The 25,307-nt window shown below is 59.1% G+C and carries 20 protein-coding genes; 4 read left to right on the plus strand and 16 right to left on the minus strand.

Annotated features, from left to right (window positions below):
• Positions 1 to 20: 20 nt before the first annotated feature.
• The 4 genes from G7048_RS25795 to G7048_RS25810 all read right to left on the minus strand — a co-directional run bounded on the left by G7048_RS25795 (position 21) and on the right by G7048_RS25810 (position 3,713).
• Positions 21 to 896 (minus strand): LysR substrate-binding domain-containing protein, encoded by an 876-nt coding sequence (locus G7048_RS25795; RefSeq protein WP_166071341.1) that lies wholly within the window; start codon positions 894 to 896, stop codon positions 21 to 23.
• Between the two features lie 69 nt (positions 897 to 965).
• Complete coding sequence (locus tag G7048_RS25800) at positions 966 to 2,156, minus strand: CaiB/BaiF CoA-transferase family protein (protein ID WP_166071342.1); 1,191 nt, start codon at positions 2,154 to 2,156, stop codon at positions 966 to 968.
• On the minus strand, positions 2,146 to 2,904 hold the full coding sequence (locus G7048_RS25805) for a CoA-transferase (RefSeq protein WP_166071343.1): 759 nt from the start codon (positions 2,902 to 2,904) through the stop codon (positions 2,146 to 2,148). Before G7048_RS25805 ends, G7048_RS25800 begins: the two co-directional genes overlap by 11 nt.
• Entirely contained in the window at positions 2,901 to 3,713 is an 813-nt protein-coding gene (locus G7048_RS25810; protein ID WP_240933416.1) for a CoA transferase subunit A, read from the minus strand. Before G7048_RS25810 ends, G7048_RS25805 begins: the two co-directional genes overlap by 4 nt.
• Positions 3,714 to 4,023: 310 nt before the next feature.
• Here G7048_RS25810 and G7048_RS25815 point away from each other — a divergent pair, with 310 nt between their 5' ends.
• Entirely contained in the window at positions 4,024 to 4,992 is a 969-nt protein-coding gene (locus tag G7048_RS25815; RefSeq protein ID WP_166071344.1) for a tripartite tricarboxylate transporter substrate binding protein, read from the plus strand.
• Positions 4,993 to 5,096: 104 nt separating this feature from the next.
• On the opposite strand, the gene G7048_RS25820 is transcribed toward G7048_RS25815, so the two are convergent.
• The 6 genes from G7048_RS25820 to G7048_RS25845 all read right to left on the minus strand — a co-directional run bounded on the left by G7048_RS25820 (position 5,097) and on the right by G7048_RS25845 (position 12,816).
• The gene (locus G7048_RS25820; protein WP_166071345.1) at positions 5,097 to 6,059 is read right to left on the minus strand and encodes a tripartite tricarboxylate transporter substrate binding protein; all 963 of its coding nucleotides are present in this window, start codon (positions 6,057 to 6,059) and stop codon (positions 5,097 to 5,099) included.
• A 152-nt stretch (positions 6,060 to 6,211) separates the two neighbouring features.
• Positions 6,212 to 7,204, minus strand: a complete 993-nt coding sequence (locus tag G7048_RS25825) for a tripartite tricarboxylate transporter substrate binding protein (RefSeq protein WP_166071346.1) — start codon at positions 7,202 to 7,204, stop codon at positions 6,212 to 6,214.
• The gene (locus G7048_RS25830; protein ID WP_166071347.1) at positions 7,201 to 8,430 is read right to left on the minus strand and encodes a M20 aminoacylase family protein; all 1,230 of its coding nucleotides are present in this window, start codon (positions 8,428 to 8,430) and stop codon (positions 7,201 to 7,203) included. The genes G7048_RS25825 and G7048_RS25830 overlap by 4 nt, the downstream gene beginning before the upstream one ends.
• A 10-nt stretch (positions 8,431 to 8,440) precedes the next feature.
• Complete coding sequence (locus G7048_RS25835) at positions 8,441 to 9,880, minus strand: NAD-dependent succinate-semialdehyde dehydrogenase (RefSeq protein ID WP_166071348.1); 1,440 nt, start codon at positions 9,878 to 9,880, stop codon at positions 8,441 to 8,443.
• A gap of 105 nt (positions 9,881 to 9,985) precedes the next feature.
• Positions 9,986 to 11,527: an acetolactate synthase large subunit gene (locus tag G7048_RS25840; RefSeq protein ID WP_166071349.1), complete on the minus strand. Its 1,542-nt coding sequence runs from the start codon at positions 11,525 to 11,527 to the stop codon at positions 9,986 to 9,988.
• 50 nt (positions 11,528 to 11,577) lie between these two features.
• Entirely contained in the window at positions 11,578 to 12,816 is a 1,239-nt protein-coding gene (locus G7048_RS25845) for a PLP-dependent aminotransferase family protein (protein WP_166071350.1), read from the minus strand.
• 203 nt (positions 12,817 to 13,019) lie between these two features.
• Here G7048_RS25845 and G7048_RS25850 point away from each other — a divergent pair, with 203 nt between their 5' ends.
• Positions 13,020 to 13,949: a LysR substrate-binding domain-containing protein gene (locus G7048_RS25850; RefSeq protein ID WP_166071351.1), complete on the plus strand. Its 930-nt coding sequence runs from the start codon at positions 13,020 to 13,022 to the stop codon at positions 13,947 to 13,949.
• A gap of 21 nt (positions 13,950 to 13,970) precedes the next feature.
• On the opposite strand, the gene G7048_RS25855 is transcribed toward G7048_RS25850, so the two are convergent.
• The 3 genes from G7048_RS25855 to G7048_RS25865 form a co-directional block, all read right to left on the minus strand.
• A complete protein-coding gene (locus G7048_RS25855) occupies positions 13,971 to 14,852 on the minus strand; it encodes an aminotransferase class IV (RefSeq protein ID WP_166071352.1) in 882 nt (293 codons plus the stop codon).
• 427 nt (positions 14,853 to 15,279) lie between these two features.
• The gene (locus G7048_RS25860; protein WP_166071353.1) at positions 15,280 to 16,263 is read right to left on the minus strand and encodes a tripartite tricarboxylate transporter substrate-binding protein; all 984 of its coding nucleotides are present in this window, start codon (positions 16,261 to 16,263) and stop codon (positions 15,280 to 15,282) included.
• Entirely contained in the window at positions 16,260 to 17,765 is a 1,506-nt protein-coding gene (locus tag G7048_RS25865; RefSeq protein ID WP_166071354.1) for a M81 family metallopeptidase, read from the minus strand. Before G7048_RS25865 ends, G7048_RS25860 begins: the two co-directional genes overlap by 4 nt.
• Positions 17,766 to 18,057: 292 nt before the next feature.
• Between G7048_RS25865 and G7048_RS25870 the strand changes: the two genes are divergently transcribed.
• Entirely contained in the window at positions 18,058 to 18,711 is a 654-nt protein-coding gene (locus tag G7048_RS25870; protein WP_166071355.1) for a glutathione S-transferase family protein, read from the plus strand.
• 30 nt (positions 18,712 to 18,741) lie between these two features.
• Here G7048_RS25870 and G7048_RS25875 read toward each other — a convergent pair whose 3' ends face one another.
• The 3 genes from G7048_RS25875 to G7048_RS25885 form a co-directional block, all read right to left on the minus strand.
• Positions 18,742 to 19,206: a hypothetical protein gene (locus G7048_RS25875; protein WP_166071356.1), complete on the minus strand. Its 465-nt coding sequence runs from the start codon at positions 19,204 to 19,206 to the stop codon at positions 18,742 to 18,744.
• A 350-nt stretch (positions 19,207 to 19,556) separates the two neighbouring features.
• Entirely contained in the window at positions 19,557 to 20,654 is a 1,098-nt protein-coding gene (locus G7048_RS25880; RefSeq protein WP_240933417.1) for a TIGR03032 family protein, read from the minus strand.
• Entirely contained in the window at positions 20,651 to 22,543 is a 1,893-nt protein-coding gene (locus G7048_RS25885; RefSeq protein ID WP_166071357.1) for a sulfotransferase, read from the minus strand. The genes G7048_RS25880 and G7048_RS25885 overlap by 4 nt, the downstream gene beginning before the upstream one ends.
• Here G7048_RS25885 and G7048_RS25890 point away from each other — a divergent pair.
• Positions 22,531 to 25,164: an IPTL-CTERM sorting domain-containing protein gene (locus G7048_RS25890; RefSeq protein WP_166071358.1), complete on the plus strand. Its 2,634-nt coding sequence runs from the start codon at positions 22,531 to 22,533 to the stop codon at positions 25,162 to 25,164. The two genes, G7048_RS25885 and G7048_RS25890, sit on opposite strands and share 13 nt — an antisense overlap.
• Positions 25,165 to 25,307: the final 143 nt, after the last annotated feature.

Genomic DNA, 25,307 nt, shown 5'->3' on the forward strand with positions numbered 1-25,307 from the left:
CTCCTGCGCCACATGCAACGTCAGTTGGTCCAGTCCACCGTGCTGAACGACGACAGCAGCAGCGCTGTGAGAGCGTCGTGCTCGTGGGATGCTCGCGTGATCAACGATACCGGTCGCTCGAAATTAGGCAGGCGCACCACATGCAGATTGGGACTGGCGTGCCAGGCCGCGCCACGGATCAGTGGCACGATGGAAATGCCCAAGCCCTGACTGACCAGCGCCGCAATCGCGTCCAGCGAATTGAGCTCCATCGATGGCTTGGTCATCACGCCGCGCTTCATCAAGAACTCGTCAATGAGCTGTCCCGCCCAGGTGCTGCGTTCAAACGCGATGTACGGCGTGGACGACTTGAAGGCCTGAACCAGATCCTGGTAGGGGACCTCGGCTGGAGTGAGCAGCGCGAAAGGTTCACTGTAGAGATAGTGGACGCTGAGGTTGGTGGGAAAACGCTGCGGCGGCTCGGTCACGATGGCCATGTCCAGCGTGCCACGGTTTACCTGCGTCACCAGCTCGCCCGAAATGCCGGCCATGATCTTCACCTCCAACCCCGGGTTCGTCTGCGTCATCTCCTTGAGCAACTGTGGAAGCACACCGCCCAGCGCGCTGTTGATCACACCCAGCGACAGAAAGCCCCCGATGGGCCCGCCCCCCTTGATCGCCTTCATCTCCTCGTAGATCGAGACCATCTTCTCGGCCAGCGGCACCATTTGCCGCCCTGCCGAGGTGAACTCCAGCGAGCGCTTGGTGCGCACGAACAAAGCAATGCCCAGCTCGTCCTCCATGTTCTTGAGCTGAACGCTCACGGCCGCCTGAGAAAGATGCACTTTCTCGGCGGCGGCGACAATGGTTCCAAAACGATGCAGCGCCAGAAAAGAGCGCAGCGATCTGATCAGCATGACAAGACTCCGGATAGGGGTTCGTCCCCGAACGCGGCACGGCCCGGGGAAGTCACGCCGTGCAGGTAATCACACGGCAGGCTTGCGCGGCAGCACGCTGGCGTAGGCTGCAGGATCGATACCCTGCTCCTTGAGCACCTCCTCGGTATGCTGCGCGAACGCTGGCGGACGGATGCGGTAGGTGGCTGGCGTGCGCGAAAGCTTCACCGGAGCGCCCGTACCACGGTAGTCGTCGATGTCGACGATCATGCCGCGATGGTGCGTGTGCGGATCGGCCACCACCTGGTCAATGGTTCGCACCGGTCCGCAGGGAACACCCGCGGACACCAGTTCCTGAGACACCTGCTGGCCATCGCGCTGAGAGAGCAGCGACACCAGCTCATCACGCAGCGCATCACGGTGCATGTTGCGGGAAGCGTTGGTCAGGAAGCGTTCATCCGTGCCCAGCTCGGGCTTTCCGAGTACCTTGCAAAGCGTCACGAACTGGCGATTGTTGCCCACGGCAAGGAACAATGGAACGGTGCTGGTCTCGAACGCGTCATAGGGACAGATGTTCGGGTGACGGTTGCCCGAGCGCTGCGGCACCTTGGCGTTGAGATAGTAATTGGGCAAATGCGGATGCAGCATGGACACACCGGAGTCGTAGAGCGTCGCCTCGACGAATTGCCCTTCTCCGCTGCGGTTGCGCTCTTGCAGTGCCAGCAGAATGCCGATCACGCCATTCATGCCGGTGACCATGTCGATGATCGGAACGCCCATGCGCAGCGGCTCGCCCTGCGGTTCACCATTCACGCTCATCAGGCCCGTCATCGCCTGCACCGCAGCATCGTAGCCAGGTTGCCCGCCATAAGGACCATCGGCACCGAAACCCGAGATGCGGCAATGCACCAGACGCGGAAAGCGCTTGCGCAGCTCATCACCGCCGAGTCCCCACTTTTCGAGCGTGCCGATCTTGAAGTTCTCGATGAACACGTCCGCATCTTCCAGCAAACGCAGCAGCAGTTCCTGCCCGAGCGGCTGCGTCACGTCGATGGGCACATCGCGCTTGTTGCGGTTCACGCCGATGAAGTAGCTCGCGGCATCGCCCACGAATGGAGGGCCCCAGGCACGGGTCTCGTCACCCATCGGGGGCTCCACCTTGATCACATCGGCGCCATGGTCGCCCAGAATCTGGCCGCAGAAGGGCCCGCCCAGCACGCGGCTGGCGTCGATCACGCGGATGCCCGCCAACGCGCCGGCTTTCGTCTTTTCATTCTGCATGTGCAGCTATCTCCTTGGTCAGTTGTTGTGCGAAGTCCGGATAGGTTTCGCGAAGCTCATCGAGCACACGGCCACGCAGCAGTTCCAGCGTCGCTGCGTCAGGCGATGGAGTCACGCTCAGTTGCGGGTCCACATCGAACGCAAAGCCCGTTGCGGATTGGATCTCTTCAAGCGTATGTCCCGGATGCATATGCACCAGTCGAAAACGCGCCTTGGACGGATCGAACATGAACAACGCCATCCCGGTCAGCAGGGCATACGGACCCCCTTTGCGATACACGCCGGGCTCGCTGGTACCCGGTGCGCTGATGAAATCCACCTTGTCGACAAACACACGCGGTGAATGTTCCTCGCGAAACAGGATCACCTTGGGAATGGTGAAATACAGATAGGCGGAACCGAACGATCCGGGCCAGCGGACCTTGGTGTGCGGATAGTCGCCTACGCCGACCAGGTTGATGTTGCCCTGTCCATCAATCTGGCCACCGCCCAGAAAGAACGCATCGATGCGGCCCTGCCCAGCGCAGTCGAACAGTTCGGCCGAGCCATTGGTGAACAGGTTGTGTTTGACCGAGCCCAGAATGGACAGCCGTACCGCCGGTTCATTGACTGCTTCCTTCTGCGCACGCAACAACATGGCCGCCGCAGCGGGAATCGGGGACGAGGCACCGACCGCCACATGGCGCGCACCGTCGAGCAGCGAGGCGATCGTGACGATCAGACGTTCACGCAAAGTCAGTTCGTTCATGCATACACCTCTGCAATCCATTGCTGAAAGCCTTCTTCCGTTTTGGCCATCTGGGCGTAGCGCTGCAACTGCGCGGTATCCGGCGCGTACTCTCCCCAAAGACCGTACGGCCATGCACCTTTCTCCGCCACGGCAATGCCATCGACGTAGATGGCGGGGAGCACACCGGCTGCCGTCGTCTCGTCGTCCAGCAGACGATGCTCCACGATGCGCTCCACGGTCACGAAATTCCTGCGACTGGCATAGGCCATGGCCGCCAGCTCACGTCTGCGGCCGATCCAGACATTGCCTTCCCGATCGGCCATCGGTGCATGGAAGACCGACACGTCGGGATGCAACGCCGGAATCGCGACCACAGGATCGGGCTCCACAGAAAACAGGTTCTGCATGACACGCCAATCCTGGCGATGCAGCAGCACATCGGTGCCGATCAGGCCGCGCAAGGTGGTGAAGGGAGAACCCTTCTGCGCCGCCATCAGGCCTGCGTGGATTGCGGGACAGGTGCTGTCCTTCATTTGAATCGACCTGTTGGCAATCGCGCGCATGAAGCACGGTGCTCCGCCCGCCTCCCCCAGACTGACCGCGCTGGTCTCCAGACTGCGTACCAGCCCCGCGCCGATCAGAATGTCGAAGGACAGCCCGGCCGTCGGCACGCCCACCAGATCCAGATTGCGCGGCGCACGCTGCAGCAGCGCGGGAACGATGGCCATGGGCACGCCCGCGTAATCGACGGGCATGGCAAGCCGGCAGCCATCGCTGATCTGCGCAGCGATGTCGTCCACGCTCATCGGTGCCATTGTCTGTGGCATGTTGTCTCCTTTACCTTTGCGTCAAATGATTCGAGTTTCGCCACGAGAACCGGGTGGCATCCTGCTCATCGAGATTTGATGGCGACGATGCCGAACGCTCGTATCAAGGTCGATACGTTACCAAGCAAGCGTTGAAAAAAAACTCAATTGAGGATGAATTACCGACATCCCAGAATCAGTCACGCAGATCCAGCCCCACTCAGCTCTCAGGGATCGACTGCCGATCGCACGGAAGCGAAGTGCCATGCCCAAAAGCCAGCGCTGTTTCCTCAGCGATCGACATCAACGAGCAATGCAAGGAGACAAAAACATGGAACGCAGACAACTTCTGGCAATGGCCGCATTGGCCACAGTGGCTCCCACGAGCCTGCTCCAGGCCCAGCAGCGCTACCCCGCACAACCCATCAAACTCGTCGCCCCCTTCCCTCCGGGCGGCACAGTGGACATCCTCTCGCGCACGATTGCCGATCAATTGACGCAGGAGTTGGGACGCTCCACCATCGTGGACAACCGCGGCGGAGCGGGAGGCACCATCGGCGCAGACCTTGTCGCCAAGGCCCAGCCGGACGGCTACACCGCACTGTTCGGTGCAGTCCACCATGCCATTGCACAATCCGTCTATCCCAAGCTGGGCTACGACATCCGCCAGATGACACCGGCCGCGTTTCTCGGACGCGTGAACCATGCCGTGATCATCAACAATGCCTTGCCGGTCAAGAACATTGCCGAACTGATCGCCTTGTTGAAGGCCCATCCGGACAAGTACAGCTACGCGACTCCCGGGGCCGGCACCATGCAGCACATGATGACCGAGTACTTCAAAAGCGTCACCGGTACCGAGATGCTGCATGTGCCCTACCGAGGCTCCGGACCCGCCATTGTCGATCTCATTGCGGGCAACGTGCATGTGATGTTCGAGACCATGCCCTCCGCGCTGCAGCACATCAAGGCCGGCAGCGTCCGCGCGCTGGCCGTCACCTCTTCCAAGCGTGCACCTTACCTGGCGCAGATTCCCACAGTGTCCGAAAGCGGAGCACCCAACTACGACGCGACCAGTTGGTACGGCATCTATCTGCCACAGAACACCCCCGCCCCTGTCATCCAGACCATCAATGCCGCCGTCAACTCGGCATTTCAGAAGTCGTCCTTTGTTGACCGCTGGACAGGCCTCGGCGCAGATACCGGAGGAGGAACACCGGAAACGCTGGCGCAACTGACGACCTCGGAAGTAGCCCGCTGGGCTGCCGTGGCCAAGAGTGCTGGCATCAGTGTGGGCTGAATCGATTTCCTGCACCCCAACCCAGTCCGCCTCATCATCTTGGGCATCAAGACCAGCGAAAGAGGTTTGAAGCATGCCGCCTCAAACCTCTTGCACCGTGAACTTCAGTTCTGCACCAATCCCGAGTTCACGATGAGTGGCGTCCAGGTGGCGAAGTCCGCTGTCATCACCTTGCTGAAATCAGCGCTGGCCTTGTATTCAATATCGATGAGCTTGGCCATCTTCTCCCGGACCACCGGCGACTCCAGCGTCTTTTTCACAGCCTCCTGAAAGCGTGCATTGAAGGCCGCACTGGACTTGCTGGAACCCAGAAAGCCCAGCCACATTTCCGCCTCCACATTGGCAACGCCCTGTTCCGCCATCGTGGGCACATCGGGGAGCAGCGAGAATCGTTTGCTGCCCATCACACCCAGCACTTTGAGCTTCTTGCCTTTGTGTCGTTCCACGAAGTCACCCACGGTGTCCAGACCCGCATCGATCTGTGCTCCCATCAGATCGTTCGCCATGGGCGCCCCGCCCTGATATGCAATGGGGTTGGCTTTGAGGTGCGTCGCCGCTGCAAAGCGAAGCCCCGCAAGATGCGTGAGCGAGCCCGGCCCCATGTTGCCGTAGACGAAGTCGCCCTCCTGCTTGCGGATGTCGATGAACTCCTTGAGGTTGTTGGCCTTGTGCTGCCAAGGCACGGCCAGCCCTGCAGGCATGGTGCCCACTTGTGCGAGTCCGACGAAGTCGTCCTTGAAGCTGAAGTCCTTCGCGTTCTGAAAGACAATGGAATTCACCAGCACGCCAGTGAAAGCCAGCACCACGGCTGAGCCATCACCGGGCGCACCCTTCAACGCCGACAGCGCAATCCGACCACCTGCTCCGGGCCGATTCTCGACGATCGCCATGCGCCCCATATGTTCCTTCAGCCCATCCGTCAACATGCGGGCAATGACGTCGGCACTGCCTCCTGCGGAATACGGAACGATCACTCTCAGAGCTATTTCCTGTGCTCTGGACGTCATGGGCAATGCGGCCATGAGGGCAGCCAGAGAAAGGGCCAGTCGAAAACTGCGTTTGTTCATTGTTTGTCTCCTTGTACTCGCGTTCTTGTTGCGCGAATGAATGTTGTGGATAGGGTTGTACGAAAACCTCCAGATGGCGGCGGTATTCCTCCTGGCTGCCGAAGAACAGGAAAGCTCGGATGCGTCGCGGCCCAGGCGACGCTAAGTCCTGCTCACTCGGCTTTGATGTTGGCTTGCTTGACGATCTTTCCGTTTTGCTCGAAAGCCGAACGCAGAGACGCACCGAACTCCAATGCGGATTGGGAAAGCGCCACGTTGTCCAGTTTCTGAACCCGTTCACGCAGCTCAGGTTGCATCAACAAGCGGTTGACTTCCGCATTCAGGCGCTGGACCGCCTCGGGTGAAATGGAAGCGGGAGCGACAAAGCCAAACAGGGATGTCATGATGGCTTCCGCATGTCCCAGTTCTGCCAGCGTCGGGACACTTGGCAATGCCTGCAGACGCTCGGGCGAGCCCACCGCAATGACGCGCAGTTTTCCTCGCTGAATCAATGCGTTCACGGGCTCCGAGGGATTGATCATCAGGATGTCGAATTGCGCTCCCACCGCGTCTGGAAGCAATTGCGAATCGCCTTTGTATGGAACTGGCACCAGATTGCTTGCCGTCTGACGACGAAGCTGCTCGATCATGATGTGTCCGACCGACCCGAACCCAAGGCAGGCCATGGTCACGCTGCCGGACTTCGCTTGGGCGATGGCGTCACCAAGCGTCTTGCCTTTGAACGCTTCAGTGGCACATACGTAGACTGGCGAGTACATCACCGGAGCCACAGGGGCAATATCCTTCATCGGATCGAAGCCGACTTTCATGAGGTGCGGACTGAGCGTGATCGGACTGATGGGTGTGAATGCAAACGTGTTGCCATCGCCGCCCGTCTTGACCATCGTATCGATGCCCATCGTTCCCGCGGCACCAGGCCGGTTGTCCACCACGATGGATTGTCCAAGCGCCGAGGCAAGCCGCTGCGCCATCAATCGGGCGATGATGTCGGAGACCCCACTTGCCGGATAGGGAACAATGAGGCGCAACATCTTTTGAGGCCAGTTCGTGGCAGCGTATGCGTTGCCACCCGTTGCCCAGACTGCACCTGCTGAGGCGAGCAGACTCAATGCCATACGTCGCTCCTGGCTGAAGCGGTTCTTCATGGGGTCTCCTTATGAGAAGTTGCAAACCAGCGGTGCACCAGACGCTCCCAGAAGCGAGCCCCCAATGCGATGTTGTCGTCGTTGAAGTCGTAAGAAGGACTGTGCAAGGTGACCCCCGGTTTTCCATTGGCACCGTTGCCAATGAAACCGTAGGCCCCGGGGATCTGCTCCAGCATGAAGCCAAAGTCCTCCGCCGTCATGGCTGGCATCACATCCGGGTGAGCATGCTTCTCACCCACCAGCTCCCGCATGACCTCGCCCATGAAGCGTGCTTCATGGTGTGAATTGCAGGTGCTGGGATAGCCAGGCTTCCACAGGATGGTGACTCTGGCCTCATGCGCTGCAGCCACATGGGTTGCAACGCGTTCGATACCCTCGAGCATGCGCTTGAGGGTCTGTGGTGAAAGCGTGCGGCAAGTGCCATAGATGGCAGCCTCGTCTGGAATGATGTTCTCAATGGTCCCGGCCTCGATTTTTCCGACCGTAAGTACCGCACTGTCCAGCGGATCGGTGCCACGAGAGACCAACGATTGCAGTTGCCCCACGATGGCACAAGCCACAGGAATGGGATCCACCGTCGTATGAGGAAGCGCTGCGTGCCCTCCTCGTCCATGCACACGGATCTCAAAGCGATTCGCAGACGCCATGATCGGCCCCACACGCACGCCCATTTCTCCCGCAGGCAAGGCTGGCCAGTTATGCAGTGCGAACACAGCCTCGCAGGGGAACATAGTGAACAGCCCCTCCTCCATCATCAGCCGCGCGCCTGCACCACCTTCTTCGCCTGGCTGGAATATCAGGTGCACCGTGCCATCGAACTCCGGCCGCTGGGCCAGCAGCGTGGCCGCGCCAAGCAGCATGGCTGTGTGCCCGTCGTGTCCACATGCGTGCATCCGGCCGTCGCTTTGGCTGCGGTGATCAAAGACGTTCATTTCCTGGATTGGCAACGCATCCATGTCGGCGCGAATCCCGATCGCCCGGGAGCTGGAGCCAAAAGCCGAGCCTTTTCCTGCAATGGTGGCGACGATGCCCGTGCCGCCAAGCCCCCTGTGAATCGGCACACCGAGCGCCTTCAAGTAGGCTGCAATCCTGTCGGCCGTTCGATGCTCTTCGAACTTCAATTCGGGATGGGCATGCAAGTCGCGTCGCAATGCAACCAACGGTCCAAGGTAGGCAGACAATGGGGATGCATCGAGCTCGGTTCGGAGGGCGGGAATGTGGGACATGACACGGTCCTCAAGCATTGCGCACCACCACCGAGCGAACGCTCAGGTACGCCTCGAGTGCTTCCGGCCCACCTTCGGATCCGTATCCCGAGTCTTTCATGCCGCCGAATGGCAGTTCCGGGCTGGTGGAGGCGGGCATGTTCAGCCACATCATTCCCACCTCGACCTTGCGTCCAAGCAGATCGGCATTCTTCAGCGACTCGGTGAAACCGTAGCCCGCAAGCCCGTATGGCAGGCGATTGGCTTCGGCGATGGCGTCATCCAGATAGTTGAAGCTGCGGATGGCGGCAATCGGCCCGAAGGGCTCTTCATTGAAGACCCTCGCGTTGAGTGGTACGTCCGTCAGCACCGTGGGCGACCAAAAATTGCCAACGTCTCCGATGCGCTTGCCGCCCGTGAGCAACTTGGCTCCGGCTCGTTCGGCGTCGCCTACCAGCTCGGCCATGGCAGAAACGCGTCGAGGATTGGCGAGAGGACCCATTTCTGTTTGCGGCTCCAGTCCATTGCCGACCTTCACCGCCTGTGCGTGACGCGCGAGTGCTTCCGAGAAGGGGCGCACGAGACTCTCGTGGACCAGAAACCGCGTCGGAGAAATGCAGACCTGTCCTGCGTTGCGGAACTTGGCAAACCCGGCCGACTTCACTGCCAGTTCAAGGTTCGCATCCTCACAAACGATCACCGGCGCATGGCCTCCCAATTCCATGGTCACGCGCTTCATGTGCGCACCTGCCAGCGCCGCCAACTGCTTGCCCACGCTGGTCGATCCGGTGAACGTGACTTTGCGAATCACGGGATGCACGATGAGATGGCTGGATATCTCGGCCGGATCGCCGTAGACCAGCCCCAGCACGCCTTTCGGCAACCCGGCGTCTGCCAGTGCGGCCACCAGAGCTGCTGGCGCCGCGGGCGTTTCCTCCGCAGCCTTGGCAATCACGGAGCACCCCGCAGCTAGTGCCGGCGCCAGCTTGAGAACCAGCTGGTTGATCGGGAAATTCCAGGGTGTGAACGCTGCCACCGGTCCCAGCGGATCGCGGACCACCGTCTGCCGGATGGCCGGATCGCGCCGTGACGGAACAACCCGTCCATAGACGCGCATGCCTTCGTCTGCAAACCAGTCAAGGATGTCGGCTGCCGCCAGTGTTTCGCCTTTGGCTTCCGCCATGGGCTTGCCCTGCTCCTGCGTCAGTATGAGTGCAATTCGGTCCGCACGTTCACGCACCAGGATCGCCGCCTGTCGCAGGATTCGGCCCCGCTCCACAGCAGTCATGCTGCGCCACGTTTCGAAGCCACGTTGGGCCGCCGCCAGCGCGCCTTCGAGATCAGCCAGACTGGCCCGTGCCACGCGGCCGATCTGGGTGCCGGTGGCAGGGTTGGCGACCGGCAGCGTCGCACCGTCGGATGCCGCTCGCCATACGCCGTCGATGAAGAGTTCTGTATCTGGATAGGTCATGGGTTCACCACGGTCCCGACGTGCAACCGCGCCGGGAACCTGAGTCACAAATGGGAATTGCGAAGCGTCGTGAAGGTCGATGGCAGTCGCCTGCCATCGCGCCGTTCAGATCATCAGTTCGATGAGGAACGGCGTCTGTCTTCCGAAACTGCTCACCATGAGATCGGCACATGCCTCGAGCGTGGTCGCGCGTGCGGCCTCGACCCCCATGCCGTTCGCGAGTCGAACCCAGTCCAGCGACGGGTTGCCCAAATCCAGCATGCTCATTGCCGTCTCGCCGGGGGTTGCGCCGACGTTGGCATACTCGCCAATGAGGATGTTGTACTTGCTGTTGTTGAGGATGATGGTCGTCACCGGCAATTGCTCGCGCGCCTGTGTCCACAAGGACTGCAGCGAGTACATGGCCGAGCCGTCCGCCTGCAGGTTGATCACTCGGCGCTGCTTTCCCGCACCCATTGCTGCTCCGGTTGCCACGGGCATGCCGTCGCCAATCGCACCACCGGCAAGATGGAGCCAGTCGTGGGCGGGTGCGGCGTGCGTGAACTTGTAGAAGCCTCGACCATAGGAGACGCTTTCATCGGAAACGATGGCGTTGTCGGGCATCAGGGCCGCAAGCGTCTGTGCCAGACCTTCCGGTGTGGGTGCCCCGCGCACGACCTCGGGGCGTGGTCCGGGATCCGGCATGCGCACATCCGGAGCGCCCAATGCGTGTGCCAGCGCTGCCAAGGCCTCGACAGGATCCTGATCGGGGCGTGAAAGCGTATGAAACACCGCGTCGCTGCGATGCTGGACCGAAGGCATGCCCGGGTATCCGAAGAACCCAACGGGCGGCGCAGCGTTCACCAGAATGATGTGGCCAAATGGCTTGAGCGCCTGAATGGCCGCCTCCATGTTGTAGGGCACGCGCTCCAGTTGCATGTTGCCTTGCCCACGCACCAGATGCGATGTCACATAGCTCGCCATCACCTTTGCACCGGTGGCCTGCGCAATGCGCCATGCGAGCTTCTGGCCATCAGCCATCACGGCCGGTCCCGCCATCAGCAGCAAGACATCGTCCTTGTCGCGCAGAATCTTGGCCGCACGATCCACCGCGCCCAGATCAATCGACGGCGGCCGGGTCGCTGCCATAGGGTTGCCGACCTTGCCACCTTCCTGCCAGGACACATCGGCCGGCAGAATCAGGGTGGCGATCTGACCCGGATAAGTCGAGGCAGCATGCACCGCCTCGACGGCATCGCGGCCAAGCTCTTCCGTGCTGGTACTGGTGCGCACCCAGGCCGAGACCGTCTGCGCCATGCCTGCGGTGTCTCCCGTCAGAGGTGCATCGAAGGGACGGTGATAGATCGCCTGATCCCCGACGATGTTGACCATGCCACTGCGCGCTCGGCGTGCGTTGTGCAGATTGCCCATGCCGTTGGCCAGCCCCGGTGCACAGTGCAGCAGCGTACACGCGGGCTTGCGCGCCATCCGGTAGTAGCCATCAGCCATGCCCGTGACCACGTTTTCCTGCAAGCCCAGCACGCACTTCATGCCGGGCACTTGATCCAGCGCCGCGACGAAATGCATTTCGCTGGTGCCGGGATTGGCGAAGCAGGTGTCAATGCCTGCTGCGAGCAATGTCTGAACCAGACTCTTGGCTCCGTTCATTTGTCAGTCTCCTTGATGGTGTGGAATGTGTACGGGATAGATCTTCGCGCTCAGGCAAGCAACGTCTGCGGGCTTTTGCGAGCCTGTGTATCTGCCAGCGCTTCGCCCAATCGGCGGGTTCCCGTTGCGACCTCATCGAGCGTCGGCGTGGCAAACGACAGACGCAAACTGAAAGGGTCTGCCGCATCCACCTGAAAGCCTTCGCCAGGGACAAACATCACGCCGCGTGCGATGGCCTGCTGCAGCAATTCGGATGCGGTGACGGCCCCTGTCAGACGGGCCCAGATGAACATGCCTCCCGAAGGTTCGTGAAACGCCAACTCCTCGCCCAACTCTCGCCGCAGGCCATCGGCCAATGCGCGGCACTTGGCACCGTAGGCCGCGCAAATATGCGACAGATGCTTTTCCAGTCGCCCGCCGGACAGATACTCCGCAGCAATGTTCTGCGTCCAAGGGGAACTGCCCACATCGGCGCTCTGCTTGGCCACCGAGCAGCGTCTGAGGATTTCAACGGGAGCAACGGCCCATCCCACTCGCAGGCCTGGAGCAACGATCTTCGACAGACTGGACAGGTGCACCACCCAATCCTGCGCGCCGGGCACTTCGCTGGCCAGCGCCATCAACGAAGGCACGGCGTCGCCCTTGAAGCGCAGACCACCATACGGGTCGTCTTCCACAAGCAGGAGCTGGTACTGAACGGCCAACTGCAGCAAGCGAATGCGCCGCTCGCGCGTCATGGTCGCTCCCGAGGGGTTGCTGAAATTGGGGATCGTGTAGAGCAGCTTCGGCAACTGCCCCGAGACGCTCGCGCTTGAAAGCAGGCGTTCCAGCTCCAGTACATCCAGACCATCCGCAGTCACGGGAACCGATTGAACGCTGGCCTGATACGCATGGACTGCCTGGATGTTGGTCGAATAGGTCGGTTGCTCGACGAGGACCCTGTCGCCCTTCTCCACCATCACCCGCAAAATCAGATCAAAGGCCTGTTGAGATCCCGTCGTCACGATGATGTTCTCTGGCTGGGCGCTCACGCCCCTCGCATGCATCAGCCGCACGATCTCGTCTTTCAGTCGCGGCGTGCCGTCTGTCGCACCGTATTCGAGGCAGGCCTTGCTGTTATCGAACGCTCGCTCTGAAGCCTGACGCAGCCCTTCCACATCGAAGAGTTGCGGGTCAGGGTAGCCGCCGGCAAACGAGATCATGCCGGGCTCGCTGAGATGTTTGTAGAGCGCACGAATAGGCGATCCCTTGGGGTTGGAGTAAACGGAAGAGAAGTTGTAGAAGGCCATGGGGGTATCTGATTGGTTCCGTCGTTCAATCAAGGGAAATCCCTTGGTCGAAAGCAAGGTGGTCTTTCTGAAAACTCATTCTTGAGCATTGCTTCGATATGCATTGATTTCGAATTCGATGCTGTTTTGAAGTGATTTTTCTACCAACGGACCAGACCGTAAAGCGATATAAAATTGCCATGTGATGACTTTTATGAATCAACATGCTTCGCAATCGAATTCCACCAATGGCCGCATTGATCGCATTCGAGGCCGCTGCACGCCATGAAAGCTTCACGCTTGCTGCACGGGAACTCTTTCTGACGGAAAGCGCGATCTCACGGCAGATCAATGCACTGGAGTCCAACCTCAACATCCGTTTGTTCGTGCGCGTCAAGCAGCGCGTAGTGCTGACCAGAGCCGGGCGCCTGTACAGCGAACAGATCAGAGCATCACTGCGTGCCATCGAACGCGACACGCTGTCCATCTCGGCGCACGGCAGTGGCGACGGCAGCCTGGAGCTGGCCGTGCTGCCCACGTTTGCGCTGGAATGGTTGATTCCTCGCCTGCCGGGCTTCTACGAGAAGCATCCGCAGATCCGCGTGAACATGGGCGTGCGGTCCAACCCGTTCTCGTTCAACGAGGAGCATTTCGAAGCCGCCATTCACCACGGCAAACCCGTCTGGCCCTGGGCGACCTCGGAGTTGCTGTTCGGCGAGGAAATGGTGGTGATTGCACGCAAGGACCTGATCGGAAACAGCATCCGCAAGGCATCTGACCTGCTCAAGTTTCCACTGCTGTTTTCGACCACACGTCAAGAGTCTTGGCGGCAATGGTTCGACGCGGCCAAACTTCCGCAGGACACGGTGCCCGAGCGCAGTGTTGGCTTCGAGCAGCACTCCATGATGATCCGCGCTGCGGAATCAGGACTCGGCATCGCGCTGGTGCCAGAGTTCTTCGTGCCCAAGACAGCCTGGGACAACGGCGTAGTGCGGGCACATCCGCTGTCCATACCCGCAGAAGATTCGTATTACCTCGTCTACCCCAACAACATGCGCCACAGCGGGCCGTTGGAGGCCTTCCGTGCATGGATTCTCGACGAGGCCCAGCGCTTTGCGCAGACCCTGCCACCACGCTCGCAGGGCATCTCCTGACGCGCAATCGACAAGCAATCCTCAGCTCACACGCACACCACTTTTGAGCTTCTGATCGATATAAAGGTGCAGCAAGTGTTGCGCCACTGGCCCGGGTACGCCCTCTCCAATAGGAACCCTGTCGATGGATACCACCGGAGTCACCATGCCGACGGAATCCGTGATGAAAGCCTCCGTCGCCCGCTGCGCCTCGACCACGGAAAACGCTCGTTGTTCCGTTGGAATGCCCGCTTCAGCGGCGATATCAAGAATGCTGGCACGCGTCACGCCGTGCAACAGAGCATCGGACAGGCCACGCGTGACCAATGTCCCGTCGCTTTGCACCATATGGAAATTGGCAGAGCATGTCTCCGTGATCAACCCGTCCTCGACGAACAAGGCATCGTCAAAGCCATCACGCACGGCCTGCGTCTTGGCCATGGACGAGTACAGCAGCTGCACTGTCTTGACGTGGCGATTGGCCCATCGCCCATCGGGAACCGTGCGCACGGAAATACCGCTCTTCCACTTCGGATTCGCCAGCACGTTTCTGAACTGCGTGAACAACACCACCGTGGGCCGCAGCCCATCAGCGATCACAAAATTTCGATCCTGCGCACCGCGCGTGATCTGCATGTAGATCAGCCCATCCACAATCCCATTGCGCACACAGATCTGCTTGTGCAGCTCCAGACATTCACCTGCCGTCAAAGACATCGGAATGCCCAGAGCAGACAGAGATCGCTCCAATCGTGCCATATGGAAATCAAAATCGATCAGCTTGCCATCGGCCACAGCCGTCACTTCATAGATCGCATCGGCAAACACAAAACCCCGATCGAAGATGGACACCTTGGCCTGATCCTCCGGCAACCACTCGCCATCCAGATACACCGTTCTGCATTGCACACTGCCATCGCTCATACACCGCTCCTTGTTCAGGTCGCCATTCTTTCAATCCATGCGGCAGCGGTAAAGTGACTAGTTCGAATCACCTTGTGAGTTTTTTGAATCAACTGGTCTGATGACTAATCCAAGCATTGGTCCCCCAAATCATCCGTTGGCCAAAAAGCCAGGAAGGCATCGTGATGCATCAGAGCGTTGTGATGTTGGGCTCCGCGTCGGGAACCGTGGACTGCCCCAAGTCAGGTAGACGAACTCCGTCTATCTGAATAGGGGCCGTCCACTTTGGCGAACACAGACCATCGAGGCATGGAAACTGACACTCCAGCATTGCGACTCTGCCTGTCTCATCGGGATTCTGAATGGAGGCGCATTTCCAGCTGGCGATTGCTCGATGAACATTTGAAAATGCGCAGAGCTTCATCGGAAGGCCTGCGCACTTTCCAGTTCATTCGGCCACGAAGCCCGACTCATCAATGATGGGCTTCCAGACTTTTCGCTGTTGCAGAATCTGTTGCCGCAACTCTTCTTTGCTGAGTCCCGTTCCTTCCACGCCCAATTTCGTCAGTTTCTCTTGAACGTCTTTGCTGTTGACCACGCTGATCAATGCCTTTTCCAGCTTGATAACAACATCACTGGGTGTTCCAGCAGGTACAAATGCCGCATACCAACTGGAGGCCATTTCGAATCCGGGGGCACCGGATTCCGCCAAGGTCGGCACTTCGGGAGCGACAGTACTGCGCTTTCTTCCGCTCACTCCAAGGAAGCGGATACGACCTGCTTTATACAGTTCCAGCTTGCTCGCGACCGCGTCAATTCCGGCCGGGAGTACTCCACCGATTTCATCGGTGAGCATGGGGGCAGCTCCTTTGTAGGCTGTGGGAATCAGGTCAATCCCCGCGGCCTTGTTCAGTGACATGATGCCGAATTGGGTAGGCCCACCCAGCGTCACCAATCCAATGCCTGAGTCCTTTGGTGTCTTCCTCACCCACTCCAGATAGTCTTTCGTTGTTTTGTAGGGCTGTTGCGTGCCAACCGACAGGACCAACGGAATGTCAGCAAGATGGGCCACGGGTACCACATCCTTGTCCGCGTCGTATCCCACGTTTTTGTAGGTATACGGGAAGACCGTGAACAATGGCGCTGAGGAGATCAGGATGGTTTTCCCATCTGGCGGTTGCCGTTTGACATGATTGAGCGCCAGCCTGGCTGATGCTCCAGGCTTGTTTTCGACGAGTATGGGGCCGTCGATATGCTTCTTCAGCCCGTCCGCCACGATTCTTGTGAACGCATCCATCGCACCTCCCGGCGCATAGCCAAGAACGATACGGGTGGGATTCTTGCCATCGTCCGCTTGAGCGCTCGGTACGGACATGAAAGCCAGCGCAATCAACGCGGACGAGAATGCCAGGCGATGGTGATACTTTTTCATTGGTTGTCTCCAGTGTTATAGGTGAATGAGGAATCAAGCGGAAAAATGGGACGCCTGACCTTCCGATAGTTGAACTTCGTGTAATCCGATCCAGTCACGCCAATACCGTCGGCCTCAACAACAGTCCGGGCAAGGTCCCCAAAGCCTGCGCGCCAATGCACTCGGCTCTTGAGAATCAGGAATTTCATCTGAAGCACATCGAAGCCCAAGGTCGAGAAATAGCTTCGATCGGATGGCTCCACATGGTTTGAAACCACCACGATGTCAACATCGTCGCATTGCAGGACGACCGTAGGCCCCATGTTGACCGCCATGCCGGCCATCATCGGACCATGCAGAATTACCTTGCCATCCGAGATCGTCTTGACACGTGCTCGTACCTCAAGCGGCGGATTGGGCTCCCCCGTTGCCAAGTTTTGATGCTTGCCTCCCAGAGAGAAGACCGCAACGCTCCCCTTGCCCGTCGCAATGGCTTGCTGAACCACATCCGGATCGTGAATCGCAAAGAACACCGCCCGGTCCAGGTTGCGTTTCAATACTTCAGCCAAAACGACCGTCGTATCCATGGTCCCGCCGGAAGATGCGTTATCACAATGGTCAAGGACGACAACCGGAAACTCCTTTGCGGCTGCGGCCTGATCCAGAGAATGAACCAACGGCGTTCCCTCGAACACGAAGTCATGCCGCAGCTCCCATGCCTGCAGACACAAATGTTCGGCCAATTGACCGGCTTGGAGTGGGTCATCATCGCAACAGACCACCACGCTCAATCCCGCGCCCTCAATGTCCGCATGTGGAAACCCAGTGAAGACGGATGCCGCCAGCGCAACTCCTTGTTGCTCCAGCCGGATACATGCACTTTGAAGTATCTGGTTTGGCCCGCTGTACGTCCCTTGCCTCATGACGTGGGGGAGCATCGGTGCATTGCACCATGCAAGTCGTGGCTTGGTTGTTCCTTGTACTGCACTGACGAGAAGTCGTGCTGCTCTGGCTCCCGCATCCTTAGCATCGACATGCGGATAGGTGTGATAGCCCGTCAACACCGTTGCCAGTTTGACGGTTTCCACGGACACGTTGGCATGCATGTCCAATGTCATGCCAATCGGAATATTCGGCACAACTGAGCGAATACGTTGAAGTAATTCCGTTTCTGCATCATCGAACTGCACGGTCACCATTGCACCGTGCAAATCCAACAGTACGGCGGAGTAGCAACCAGCGCTGAGTGCTGCAATGACAGGGTCCGTTATGGCATCGAATGCTTGTTGTTGCACGGGGCCACTTGGCCTCGCTTCGGCGACAACAGCCACATCGAATTCGATGCCATATGCCTCCAACACCTCGATATATCCTCCCATTGCTGTTCCGGTTCCTCTTCGCAGTGCCGCGGCTCTCTCGCCTTGTATCGGAACATCCTCCCCCAATGAAAATCGGGCTACGTCAGTAGGAACCGGAGAAAAAGTATTGGTTTCGTGTTTGATGGTGGCAAGCAGGAATTTCATTCGTCAACGACTCCACGCACAGAGGAATCCAACTCGAAGAGATGGGTATGCCCTTGATGCTATTGCGTTGCTCCCGCCACTTCAAACCAATTGGCGACATCTGACATGATCCAATTCACGACACCGGAGAGTGTCATGAACGCAAGCTCGTCCCATACTCACTGCAGGACAGTGAGTAACATGAGCAGAACAACGATCAGGAATTGCAATCCAACCCACATCCTGCTATTCGCTCCTGCCGACGCGCCATTCTGCGCAAGGCCTCGAATAACATCAGCAAGCGACGTCCATCATGGCCACCAAGAAACTGTTCTATTACCCCAGCAACGCCAGCATGGCGCCCCACATTGTTCTGGAAGAAATCGGGCGGCCTTTCGAGTTGATGCTCGTGGACCGAACACAGCAGGCGCACAAATCGGCAGACTATCTACGACTCAACCCCAACGGTTTGATTCCTGTGTTCGTGGACGGCGACATGGTCCTGTACGAAGCGGCTGCGATATGCCTGCATTTGGCAGACACGCACCCCGACAGTGGATTGGCACCCGTTGTGGCGACGCCCGAACGCGCGGAGTTCTACAAGTGGCTCATGTGGTTGACGAATACGCTGCAAACCGCATTGATCATCTATTTCTACCCCGAGCGTTGGGTAGACCCAGACAACACACAGGGTGCCGCGCAGGTACGTGCCCATGCCGAATCAAAGATCGGCACGTTGCTCGATCAGTTGGAATTGCAACTGCAAAATAGCAATGGCCCGTGGCTGCTTGGGGACCATTACACGATCCTGGACCCGTACACCTTCATGCTCTGCCGCTGGACACGTGGCTTCACACAACCCGCGCGCGAAAGGCCGCAGTTGGGTCCTTATTTGCAGCAGATGCTGGCGCGCCCCGCCGTTCAGCGCGCCATCCAGTCGGAACGTCTTGGCGCTCCCTTGGTGTAGACCGGTGTGACGTCGGCCCCCAACGCCTGGTCAGACAGCCCGTTGCTTGAGAACCGTGGGTTCCGTCATGGACCCCGGCCAGAGCTGCACCCGATAGTGGTCCTCGCCGTCCAGACCGTCCTCCGACAGTGAGTCCAGCCCAAAGCATGACAGCCTGACCCTGTACGTGCCAGGTTCCAGCGGAAAACGAGCAGCACCGGGAAAGTAGTCCGTGCATCCTGCCACCACGAGCGGACCTGTAGACACAAGCAACGAGCCCTCAACAACAAGGTCGCAGTTGAAAAAGTCTTCTGGCGGCGCTGCGTCGAGAAACTCCAGCGAGACGGGCACGTCCATGTTTCGCGCTGTGCCGATACCGACGATTCCCGTTGAGACTGCAAACATGCGCTTGACGGCGTCATCGTCCCACGCGTCACTCAAGTCTCCCTCGGCAGATTCGTCCTGAAGGTAGAACTGAAAATAGTCCGCGAAAATCTCAAGCTTGTGCGATTGCATAGGGCTCCTGCGAAGTTATCTTGTGGTGCGTTTGAGCGCATTGTGCACGCTTCGCGGCAGGCTGCATCGGACTAGCAGCGCAGGCTCCAGACGATCCGATTCCGCAGTCTGAACTTCGTCTGCCATGTCGGCAGAGCAGCGATTACTGCCGTGAAGTGGCAACCAGCTTCCTGATGCTCTTGGCCAAGAAGCGGGCTCTAGATTCTGCAGTCACAATGTCCGGGGAGCAGCAGATTGCTGTCATTCATCACAAAACCCTGAGCTTCAATATCCACCGATGGTGTTGCATTTCAAGTTTGAAATCACCGTGTTAAGACATGGTGATAAACGCGCGACTATTCTCTCAGGGTTCAGAGAATGGACAGATCTTTCAAGCGTGCATCGGGCAGCACATACGTCGTGCGCAGCAATTCATGATCACTGCGAAGTACATCCGGATACTGAACATTCGCAAGTAGCTGCACCGCAAAGATTTCCTGCACAGCATTGTTGAATTTGAGCAATGCGACGGTCTTGCCGGTCTCGGTGTTCACGACCCAGACGCCGCTCATGCGGTCCGAGTTTTCGTCCGTGACAGGAATGTCGGTGAACGCATTGGTCTCTCGCAACTGAGACAGGCCAATAAAAGCCAGCGGTCCGGCGAAATCGAGCCCGCGAGCGAAGCCTGGTACCCGAGCGATGGTCTCCACCCGTCCGCTCTGCGCGTCGAGGCGGGCCAACGTTCCGGTACCGGATTCAAGCAGCCACAATGCACCGCGGTGCCAACGTGGGCTGTGCGGCATGGAAAGGCCGCTCGCGATGAGCTCGCCACTTGGCACGTCCAGCAGCACGCCCCCATTTTTCTTGTTGGCGCCCCAACCACGAGGTGTGTCCGTCGCGCCAAGCGCGGTGACATAACGCGGAGCACCATCGACCATCGCCAGACCATTCAGATGGCACCGATCTTCCGGCGCCAAGGAAGACACGAAGGATGGCCACCAACGTGGCACAAAACTATGGGCTGCATCAAGCGTGCAAAGACATGAAAAGCGAGTGTTGATGAACCAGCACCGGCCTTCGCGATCAATCCCCATCTCGTGGATGTCGATGTCGCCGGTGATGTGGTAGTGACGCTCGGCGTAGACCGCGTCATGTCGTCCATGAGGGGCAAGGCGCTCCGCCAGACTTGGCACGTTGCGGAACACATGAATGCCAGTGGCGCTGCCCACCATGATCCGGCCCGAGTCAGTAGCGACACCCATAGGTTTGGGGAAGTGCACGAAATGGGTGTTGAGCGTCGATTGATCGGCTCGCGCCAATATGAGTTTTCCCGCCTGGTACGTAGTGATCAGCAAAGTCGCACGCAGCCGCTTCAAGATCAACGGCAGGTTGCTGGAGTGCACGCTGGACAAGGCTTCCGCTGCCATCTCAACTGGATCATCCGTTGCGTATCGAGAGACTTCACTCATGGTTTGAATCCTGCGAGGTGCAGAGCCTGACAGTCATGTACAAATTGGCGTGCACGTGCTTCCAATGGCATCAACGCTGGCCAGAGGTCCTCCAGCGCATCCGCATGCCGGCGCCATTTTCCGGTGATCGGCGGTGTGAGTGTGTGGCGAGCCAAGGGCAATGGTGACGGCACAGGTTGGTCGCAATCTAGCCCTGCGAACCTGGCGATGGCAGCGACGTGTTTCTGAGGATCTTGAACAAAAGACTCATATTCCAGCGCATATACCCTGCTTGCAGGCAATGCCGCCAGATCCTCCAGCAAGGTACTGTTCGCTTGCGACCACTGAGCGGCAGCGATGTGGGCGAGGGGACTACCGATGAGTTGACGCCAGCCCTCGATCAACAAAAATGACCAGGCAGGCCCGGACCATCCGGGCAGACCAGGATAGGTCACAAAGCGCCCAGATTGCCATGCGTCCATCAGGCTGCCGATGTTGGCGCGAGGTTCACGCAGCAGATAGACAAAGCAGGCCTCTGGAAAAACGGCATCGAGAAATGGAACACGCAATGCGTTCTTGGGTGTCTTCTCCAGCCAGCGCACCTCGTGCTGGCCAGCCGGTGGCGGCAGCCCCGCACGATCACGCAGGCTGTCGAGAAATGCCCGTCGCAGCGCGTCTGCAATCGCGCCTTGTGCGTCTTCATGTACCAGCCTGTTCGACGCGTGATTGCGCGATTGCGGACGCAGTTCCTGAAAGCGTTCGATCTGTTGATGGCTCTCACCTTGCACCGTGTGAACTGGCAGACAGTGCGCCAGAGTCTCGAACAACAATGTGCTGCCGGAGCGAGGCGCCCCCACGATGATGACCGGACGCCGCAGACGATCCGTATCCGACACCGTGTGTTGGATTCGCTCCGAGCCACGCAAGCGAGACATCGATGTGGGCACCACTGATGGAGTCGAGTGGGTCACAGTCTTGAGTTTTGTGAGCTCTGCTTCGGGCGGTTGACACAGTACAGGGACCAGCCCCACTTGCAGCAACCGACCAAGGTCAACTCCATTGGGCAAGGTCAGTTTGCCCTTCAAGGAATGGCCCAAAGCCGAGATTCGATCTCGCAATTGCAAGAAGTCATTCCAGCCCGATGGTTGGTCGCCATGCTCTGCCCACAGCGCACGCCAGTCGCGAAGCGTTGGCTGCAGCAACTCATTGATGGCCAATGCAGACTCTGGTCCTTGCGGCGACCCGCAAGCGTCTGCGAGCCAGTCAGCCCAAAGTGCGTCAAGTTCCCAAGGACTCATGACGATCGGAATGTTGGTGCGCTCGAACCTCAACATAGGCGTGGCTGACTGGGGAGGAGCGTTTCGGGGGGCCTGCCCCGCCACCGCATCCCAAAGAGAGGCGCTCCCCACCGTATCAACGACCAGATGGATGCGTTCCTTGTCAGTTGGGTTCAATACGTTGTGCAATCTCCAAGTGTCGAACACCCAACTTTCACCAGGAGCCATGTGAACTTGGGCGTCGCCACATTCAAAACGCACGTCGGGTGTTGTCAGTACTGGCACGTGAATGCGCATGCGCTGCTGCCAGTAATAGTGAATATCGACATGCGGCGTCGCATCGGCTCCCGGCGCAAGCCGCATGAGTCGTGTACGCCCGACAGGCGTGTCGAAGCTGGCCAACACTTCTTGCAGATAGGGCGAGCGTTCAAGCAGCGGGGTCGCGGTCATGGGACCAGCTACACCATCATCTTGAGGATTCCCATGCACTGCCACGAGAGACAATGCCGTGTTGCCTGCGTGATTCTGCGGATGAGCGCGCCAATCAGCCTCGCTGAATTCAGCGCAGGCTGCGGCCAGTCTCGCGGCATCGAACTGCCAGGGTAGGCGAACAAAAGCTTTTGGCAAACGCATGGGCTGGTGCTACTCCGTTCGGCACAGGAACCCACGTCACCGGAACTGAGAGTGATTGTGAGTTGGCAGGACAACAACCAACCAGTATCATTCAAATTGACATTTGTTGCAATTTGAACGACTCAATTCAAATCATGGACCGAGCCCTGCATTTCACCCCAGCCGCAGCCCCATATTCGCTGGGCTTGAAGCCCATGGTCGTGGCGTTGGCCATGACGTTCGGGATGACTGTCGGCGGCGCGGCCCAAGCAGCGAATTACACCGTCACCAACCTGAATGACGCGGGACCCGGATCGCTGCGCCAAGCCCTTGCGGACGCCAATGCCAACAGCGGAGCCGACACCATCGACTTTGCTGCTGGACTGACCGGAACCATCACGCTGACTTCTGGCGAGCTGAATGTCAGCGATTCCGTGACCCTTCAAGGTCCAGGCCCCAATCTGTTGACCATCAGCGGAAACAATGCGTCGCGCGTGCTCTATCTGTACAACGGGGCTTCTTTGCTGGACGTGACCATCAGCGGCCTCACCATCTCGCAAGGTGCCGCAAACAATGGCGCCGGAATTTTCGACAATGATGAAAATCTGACACTGGACAACGTTGTGCTGAGCGGCAACAAAGCCACTGTGGACGGCGGCGGCCTCTGGGCGGATGGCTTCAGCATGACACTGACAGTGCGCAACAGCACGATCACCGGGAATACGTCTGGTCAAAATGGCGGAGGCATCTACGTTGAAGATACCGGTGGCCTGCTGCTGATTCGGAATTCCACCATCAGCAACAATCAGGCTGCGAAGCATGGCGGTGGCATCTATTTCTACGACCCGGATCACGATGTCACCATTGAAGGCAGCACGATTTCGGGGAACGTGGCCGGACAGCGCGGTGGCGGCATTTATTTCTACAGTGCGGACAACGGCAACTTCACCATTCGCGATTCAGCCATCACGGGCAACCGCGCTCAGCACGGTGGCGGTATCTTCTTGTACGAAGTAGACCAGCCCACCACCATCGAGAACACCACGATTTCTGGCAATGTCGCCACCGGGGATGGCGGTGGACTGAATGTGGGTCTCAGCTACGCCAACAACCTGAAGCTGGTAAACGTCACCATCGCCGAGAATGTGGCGGCAGGCAAAGGCGGTGGCATCCTCCATCACGAAGGGGAGTCCACACTTGCCAATGTCCTCGTGGCTGGCAACAGCGCCGCATCACAAGCGGACGGAAACGACATCTTCAACGATACCGGACAGCCTGCCGTGCTCAATGCCACGAACAGTCTGATTCAGGATGCCCCATCTGGCACGATCAACGGCAGCAGTGCCAACAACCTGCTCAACGTGAGTCCGATGCTCGGTCCGTTGCAGAACAACGGCGGTTCAACCCAAACACATGCCTTGTTGGATGGCAGTCCAGCCATTGATGCCGGTGCAAGCCCCAGCTCGCTCAGCACGGACCAGCGCGGCACCGGGTTTGCGCGCACCGTGGGCTCAAGCCCCGACATCGGAGCATTCGAGTGGCGGCCCACACTGTCCATCGCCGGTACAGCAACTGTCACGGAAGGGCAAGCGGCAAGTTTCACCATCACGCTGAGTGCTGCATCATCGGGTCCATCCAGCATCGTGGTGACGCCAACCGGATCCGGTTCGTCTCCGGCCGTGGCAGGTACGCATTTCGACGCGACGCCCATCACGGTTGTCGTTCCCGCAGGCAGCACCACGGCAACCGTGCTCATACCCACATTCGCGGCGACACCGTCAGGTGCCGGCCGCAGCCTCACAGCGACCATGACCAGCGCAGTCGATGGGGCCATTGGTTCTGCAGACAATGCCAGCACGATGCTGGTGGCAGTTCCATCAGAACTCTCCATCACCGGCCCATCCACTGTCACGGCTGGACAAGCAGCCACTTTCAACATCCAGCTCAACACGGTCTCTGCCAACCCCATCACTGTGACAGTCACCCCCACAGGGACTGGGCCCACACCAGCCGTGGCCGGAACTGACTTTGATGCGATACCGCAGACAATCACCATTGCAGCGGGGAGCCAGAGTTTCGCGGTATCTATACCCACCTTCGCTGCCACCCCATCAGGAGGTGGGCGCAGTTTTTCTGTCGCTCTCAGCAATGCGACGGGAGGCAGCATTGGCGCAGCATCAACAGCCAGCGTCACCCTGGTTGCCATAGCGCAGCCCGTGCTCTCGATCTCAGGACCATCCACCGTCGAGGCAGGACAAGCGGGAAGCTTCAACGTGCTGCTGAGTCAAGCTCCCTCAAGCCCAGTGACGGTGACGGTAACGCCTGCCGGTACAGGAACATCACCTGCACTCGCAGGCACCGACTTCGATGCGAGCCCAATCACCATTACCATTCCGGCAGGGACCATCTCCTTCGTGGTGAAGGTTCCCACGTTGGTGGCCACGCCTTCGGGAGCCGGTCGTACCTTCTCGGTCACGCTCGGAAATGCGACTGGTGCAACCATTGGCAGTGTGGCCAGCGCAAATGTCACGCTGACCGCTTCAGCGTCCAATCCCACACCGGTCCCGACGCTGTCGCAATGGGCTCTCGCACTGTTGACAGGTATGCTGGGATTCGCTGCTCGTCGCCGACGCAAACCGTAATCTCAACGACCCAGGGATCACAACCCGGCACTACGCATTGGCACATCTCCAACCGCCCACAACCTTGTCGCGGTCCCCATAGCGTCAGCACTGCAGAATGCGTCCTGCGCTTCGGACATGCAGGCGGCGTGATTTGGCTCACC

Origin of the sequence: Diaphorobacter sp. HDW4B, assembly GCF_011305535.1 — a bacterium.
Classification (GTDB): Bacteria; Pseudomonadota; Gammaproteobacteria; order Burkholderiales; family Burkholderiaceae_C; genus Diaphorobacter_A.

What these genes read in the sequence shown, in the direction of transcription:
- G7048_RS25795 (WP_166071341.1), bottom strand. Translation starts at nt 896, where the DNA reads ATGCTGATCAGATCGCTGCGCTCTTTTCTGGCGCTGCATCGTTTTGGA.
- G7048_RS25800 (WP_166071342.1), bottom strand. Translation starts at nt 2,156, where the DNA reads ATGCAGAATGAAAAGACGAAAGCCGGCGCGTTGGCGGGCATCCGCGTG.
- G7048_RS25805 (WP_166071343.1), bottom strand. Translation starts at nt 2,904, where the DNA reads ATGAACGAACTGACTTTGCGTGAACGTCTGATCGTCACGATCGCCTCG.
- G7048_RS25810 (WP_240933416.1), bottom strand. Translation starts at nt 3,713, where the DNA reads ATGCCACAGACAATGGCACCGATGAGCGTGGACGACATCGCTGCGCAG.
- G7048_RS25815 (WP_166071344.1), top strand. Translation starts at nt 4,024, where the DNA reads ATGGAACGCAGACAACTTCTGGCAATGGCCGCATTGGCCACAGTGGCT.
- G7048_RS25820 (WP_166071345.1), bottom strand. Translation starts at nt 6,059, where the DNA reads ATGAACAAACGCAGTTTTCGACTGGCCCTTTCTCTGGCTGCCCTCATG.
- G7048_RS25825 (WP_166071346.1), bottom strand. Translation starts at nt 7,204, where the DNA reads ATGAAGAACCGCTTCAGCCAGGAGCGACGTATGGCATTGAGTCTGCTC.
- G7048_RS25830 (WP_166071347.1), bottom strand. Translation starts at nt 8,430, where the DNA reads ATGTCCCACATTCCCGCCCTCCGAACCGAGCTCGATGCATCCCCATTG.
- G7048_RS25835 (WP_166071348.1), bottom strand. Translation starts at nt 9,880, where the DNA reads ATGACCTATCCAGATACAGAACTCTTCATCGACGGCGTATGGCGAGCG.
- G7048_RS25840 (WP_166071349.1), bottom strand. Translation starts at nt 11,527, where the DNA reads ATGAACGGAGCCAAGAGTCTGGTTCAGACATTGCTCGCAGCAGGCATT.
- G7048_RS25845 (WP_166071350.1), bottom strand. Translation starts at nt 12,816, where the DNA reads ATGGCCTTCTACAACTTCTCTTCCGTTTACTCCAACCCCAAGGGATCG.
- G7048_RS25850 (WP_166071351.1), top strand. Translation starts at nt 13,020, where the DNA reads ATGCTTCGCAATCGAATTCCACCAATGGCCGCATTGATCGCATTCGAG.
- G7048_RS25855 (WP_166071352.1), bottom strand. Translation starts at nt 14,852, where the DNA reads ATGAGCGATGGCAGTGTGCAATGCAGAACGGTGTATCTGGATGGCGAG.
- G7048_RS25860 (WP_166071353.1), bottom strand. Translation starts at nt 16,263, where the DNA reads ATGAAAAAGTATCACCATCGCCTGGCATTCTCGTCCGCGTTGATTGCG.
- G7048_RS25865 (WP_166071354.1), bottom strand. Translation starts at nt 17,765, where the DNA reads ATGAAATTCCTGCTTGCCACCATCAAACACGAAACCAATACTTTTTCT.
- G7048_RS25870 (WP_166071355.1), top strand. Translation starts at nt 18,058, where the DNA reads ATGGCCACCAAGAAACTGTTCTATTACCCCAGCAACGCCAGCATGGCG.
- G7048_RS25875 (WP_166071356.1), bottom strand. Translation starts at nt 19,206, where the DNA reads ATGCAATCGCACAAGCTTGAGATTTTCGCGGACTATTTTCAGTTCTAC.
- G7048_RS25880 (WP_240933417.1), bottom strand. Translation starts at nt 20,654, where the DNA reads ATGAGTGAAGTCTCTCGATACGCAACGGATGATCCAGTTGAGATGGCA.
- G7048_RS25885 (WP_166071357.1), bottom strand. Translation starts at nt 22,543, where the DNA reads ATGCGTTTGCCAAAAGCTTTTGTTCGCCTACCCTGGCAGTTCGATGCC.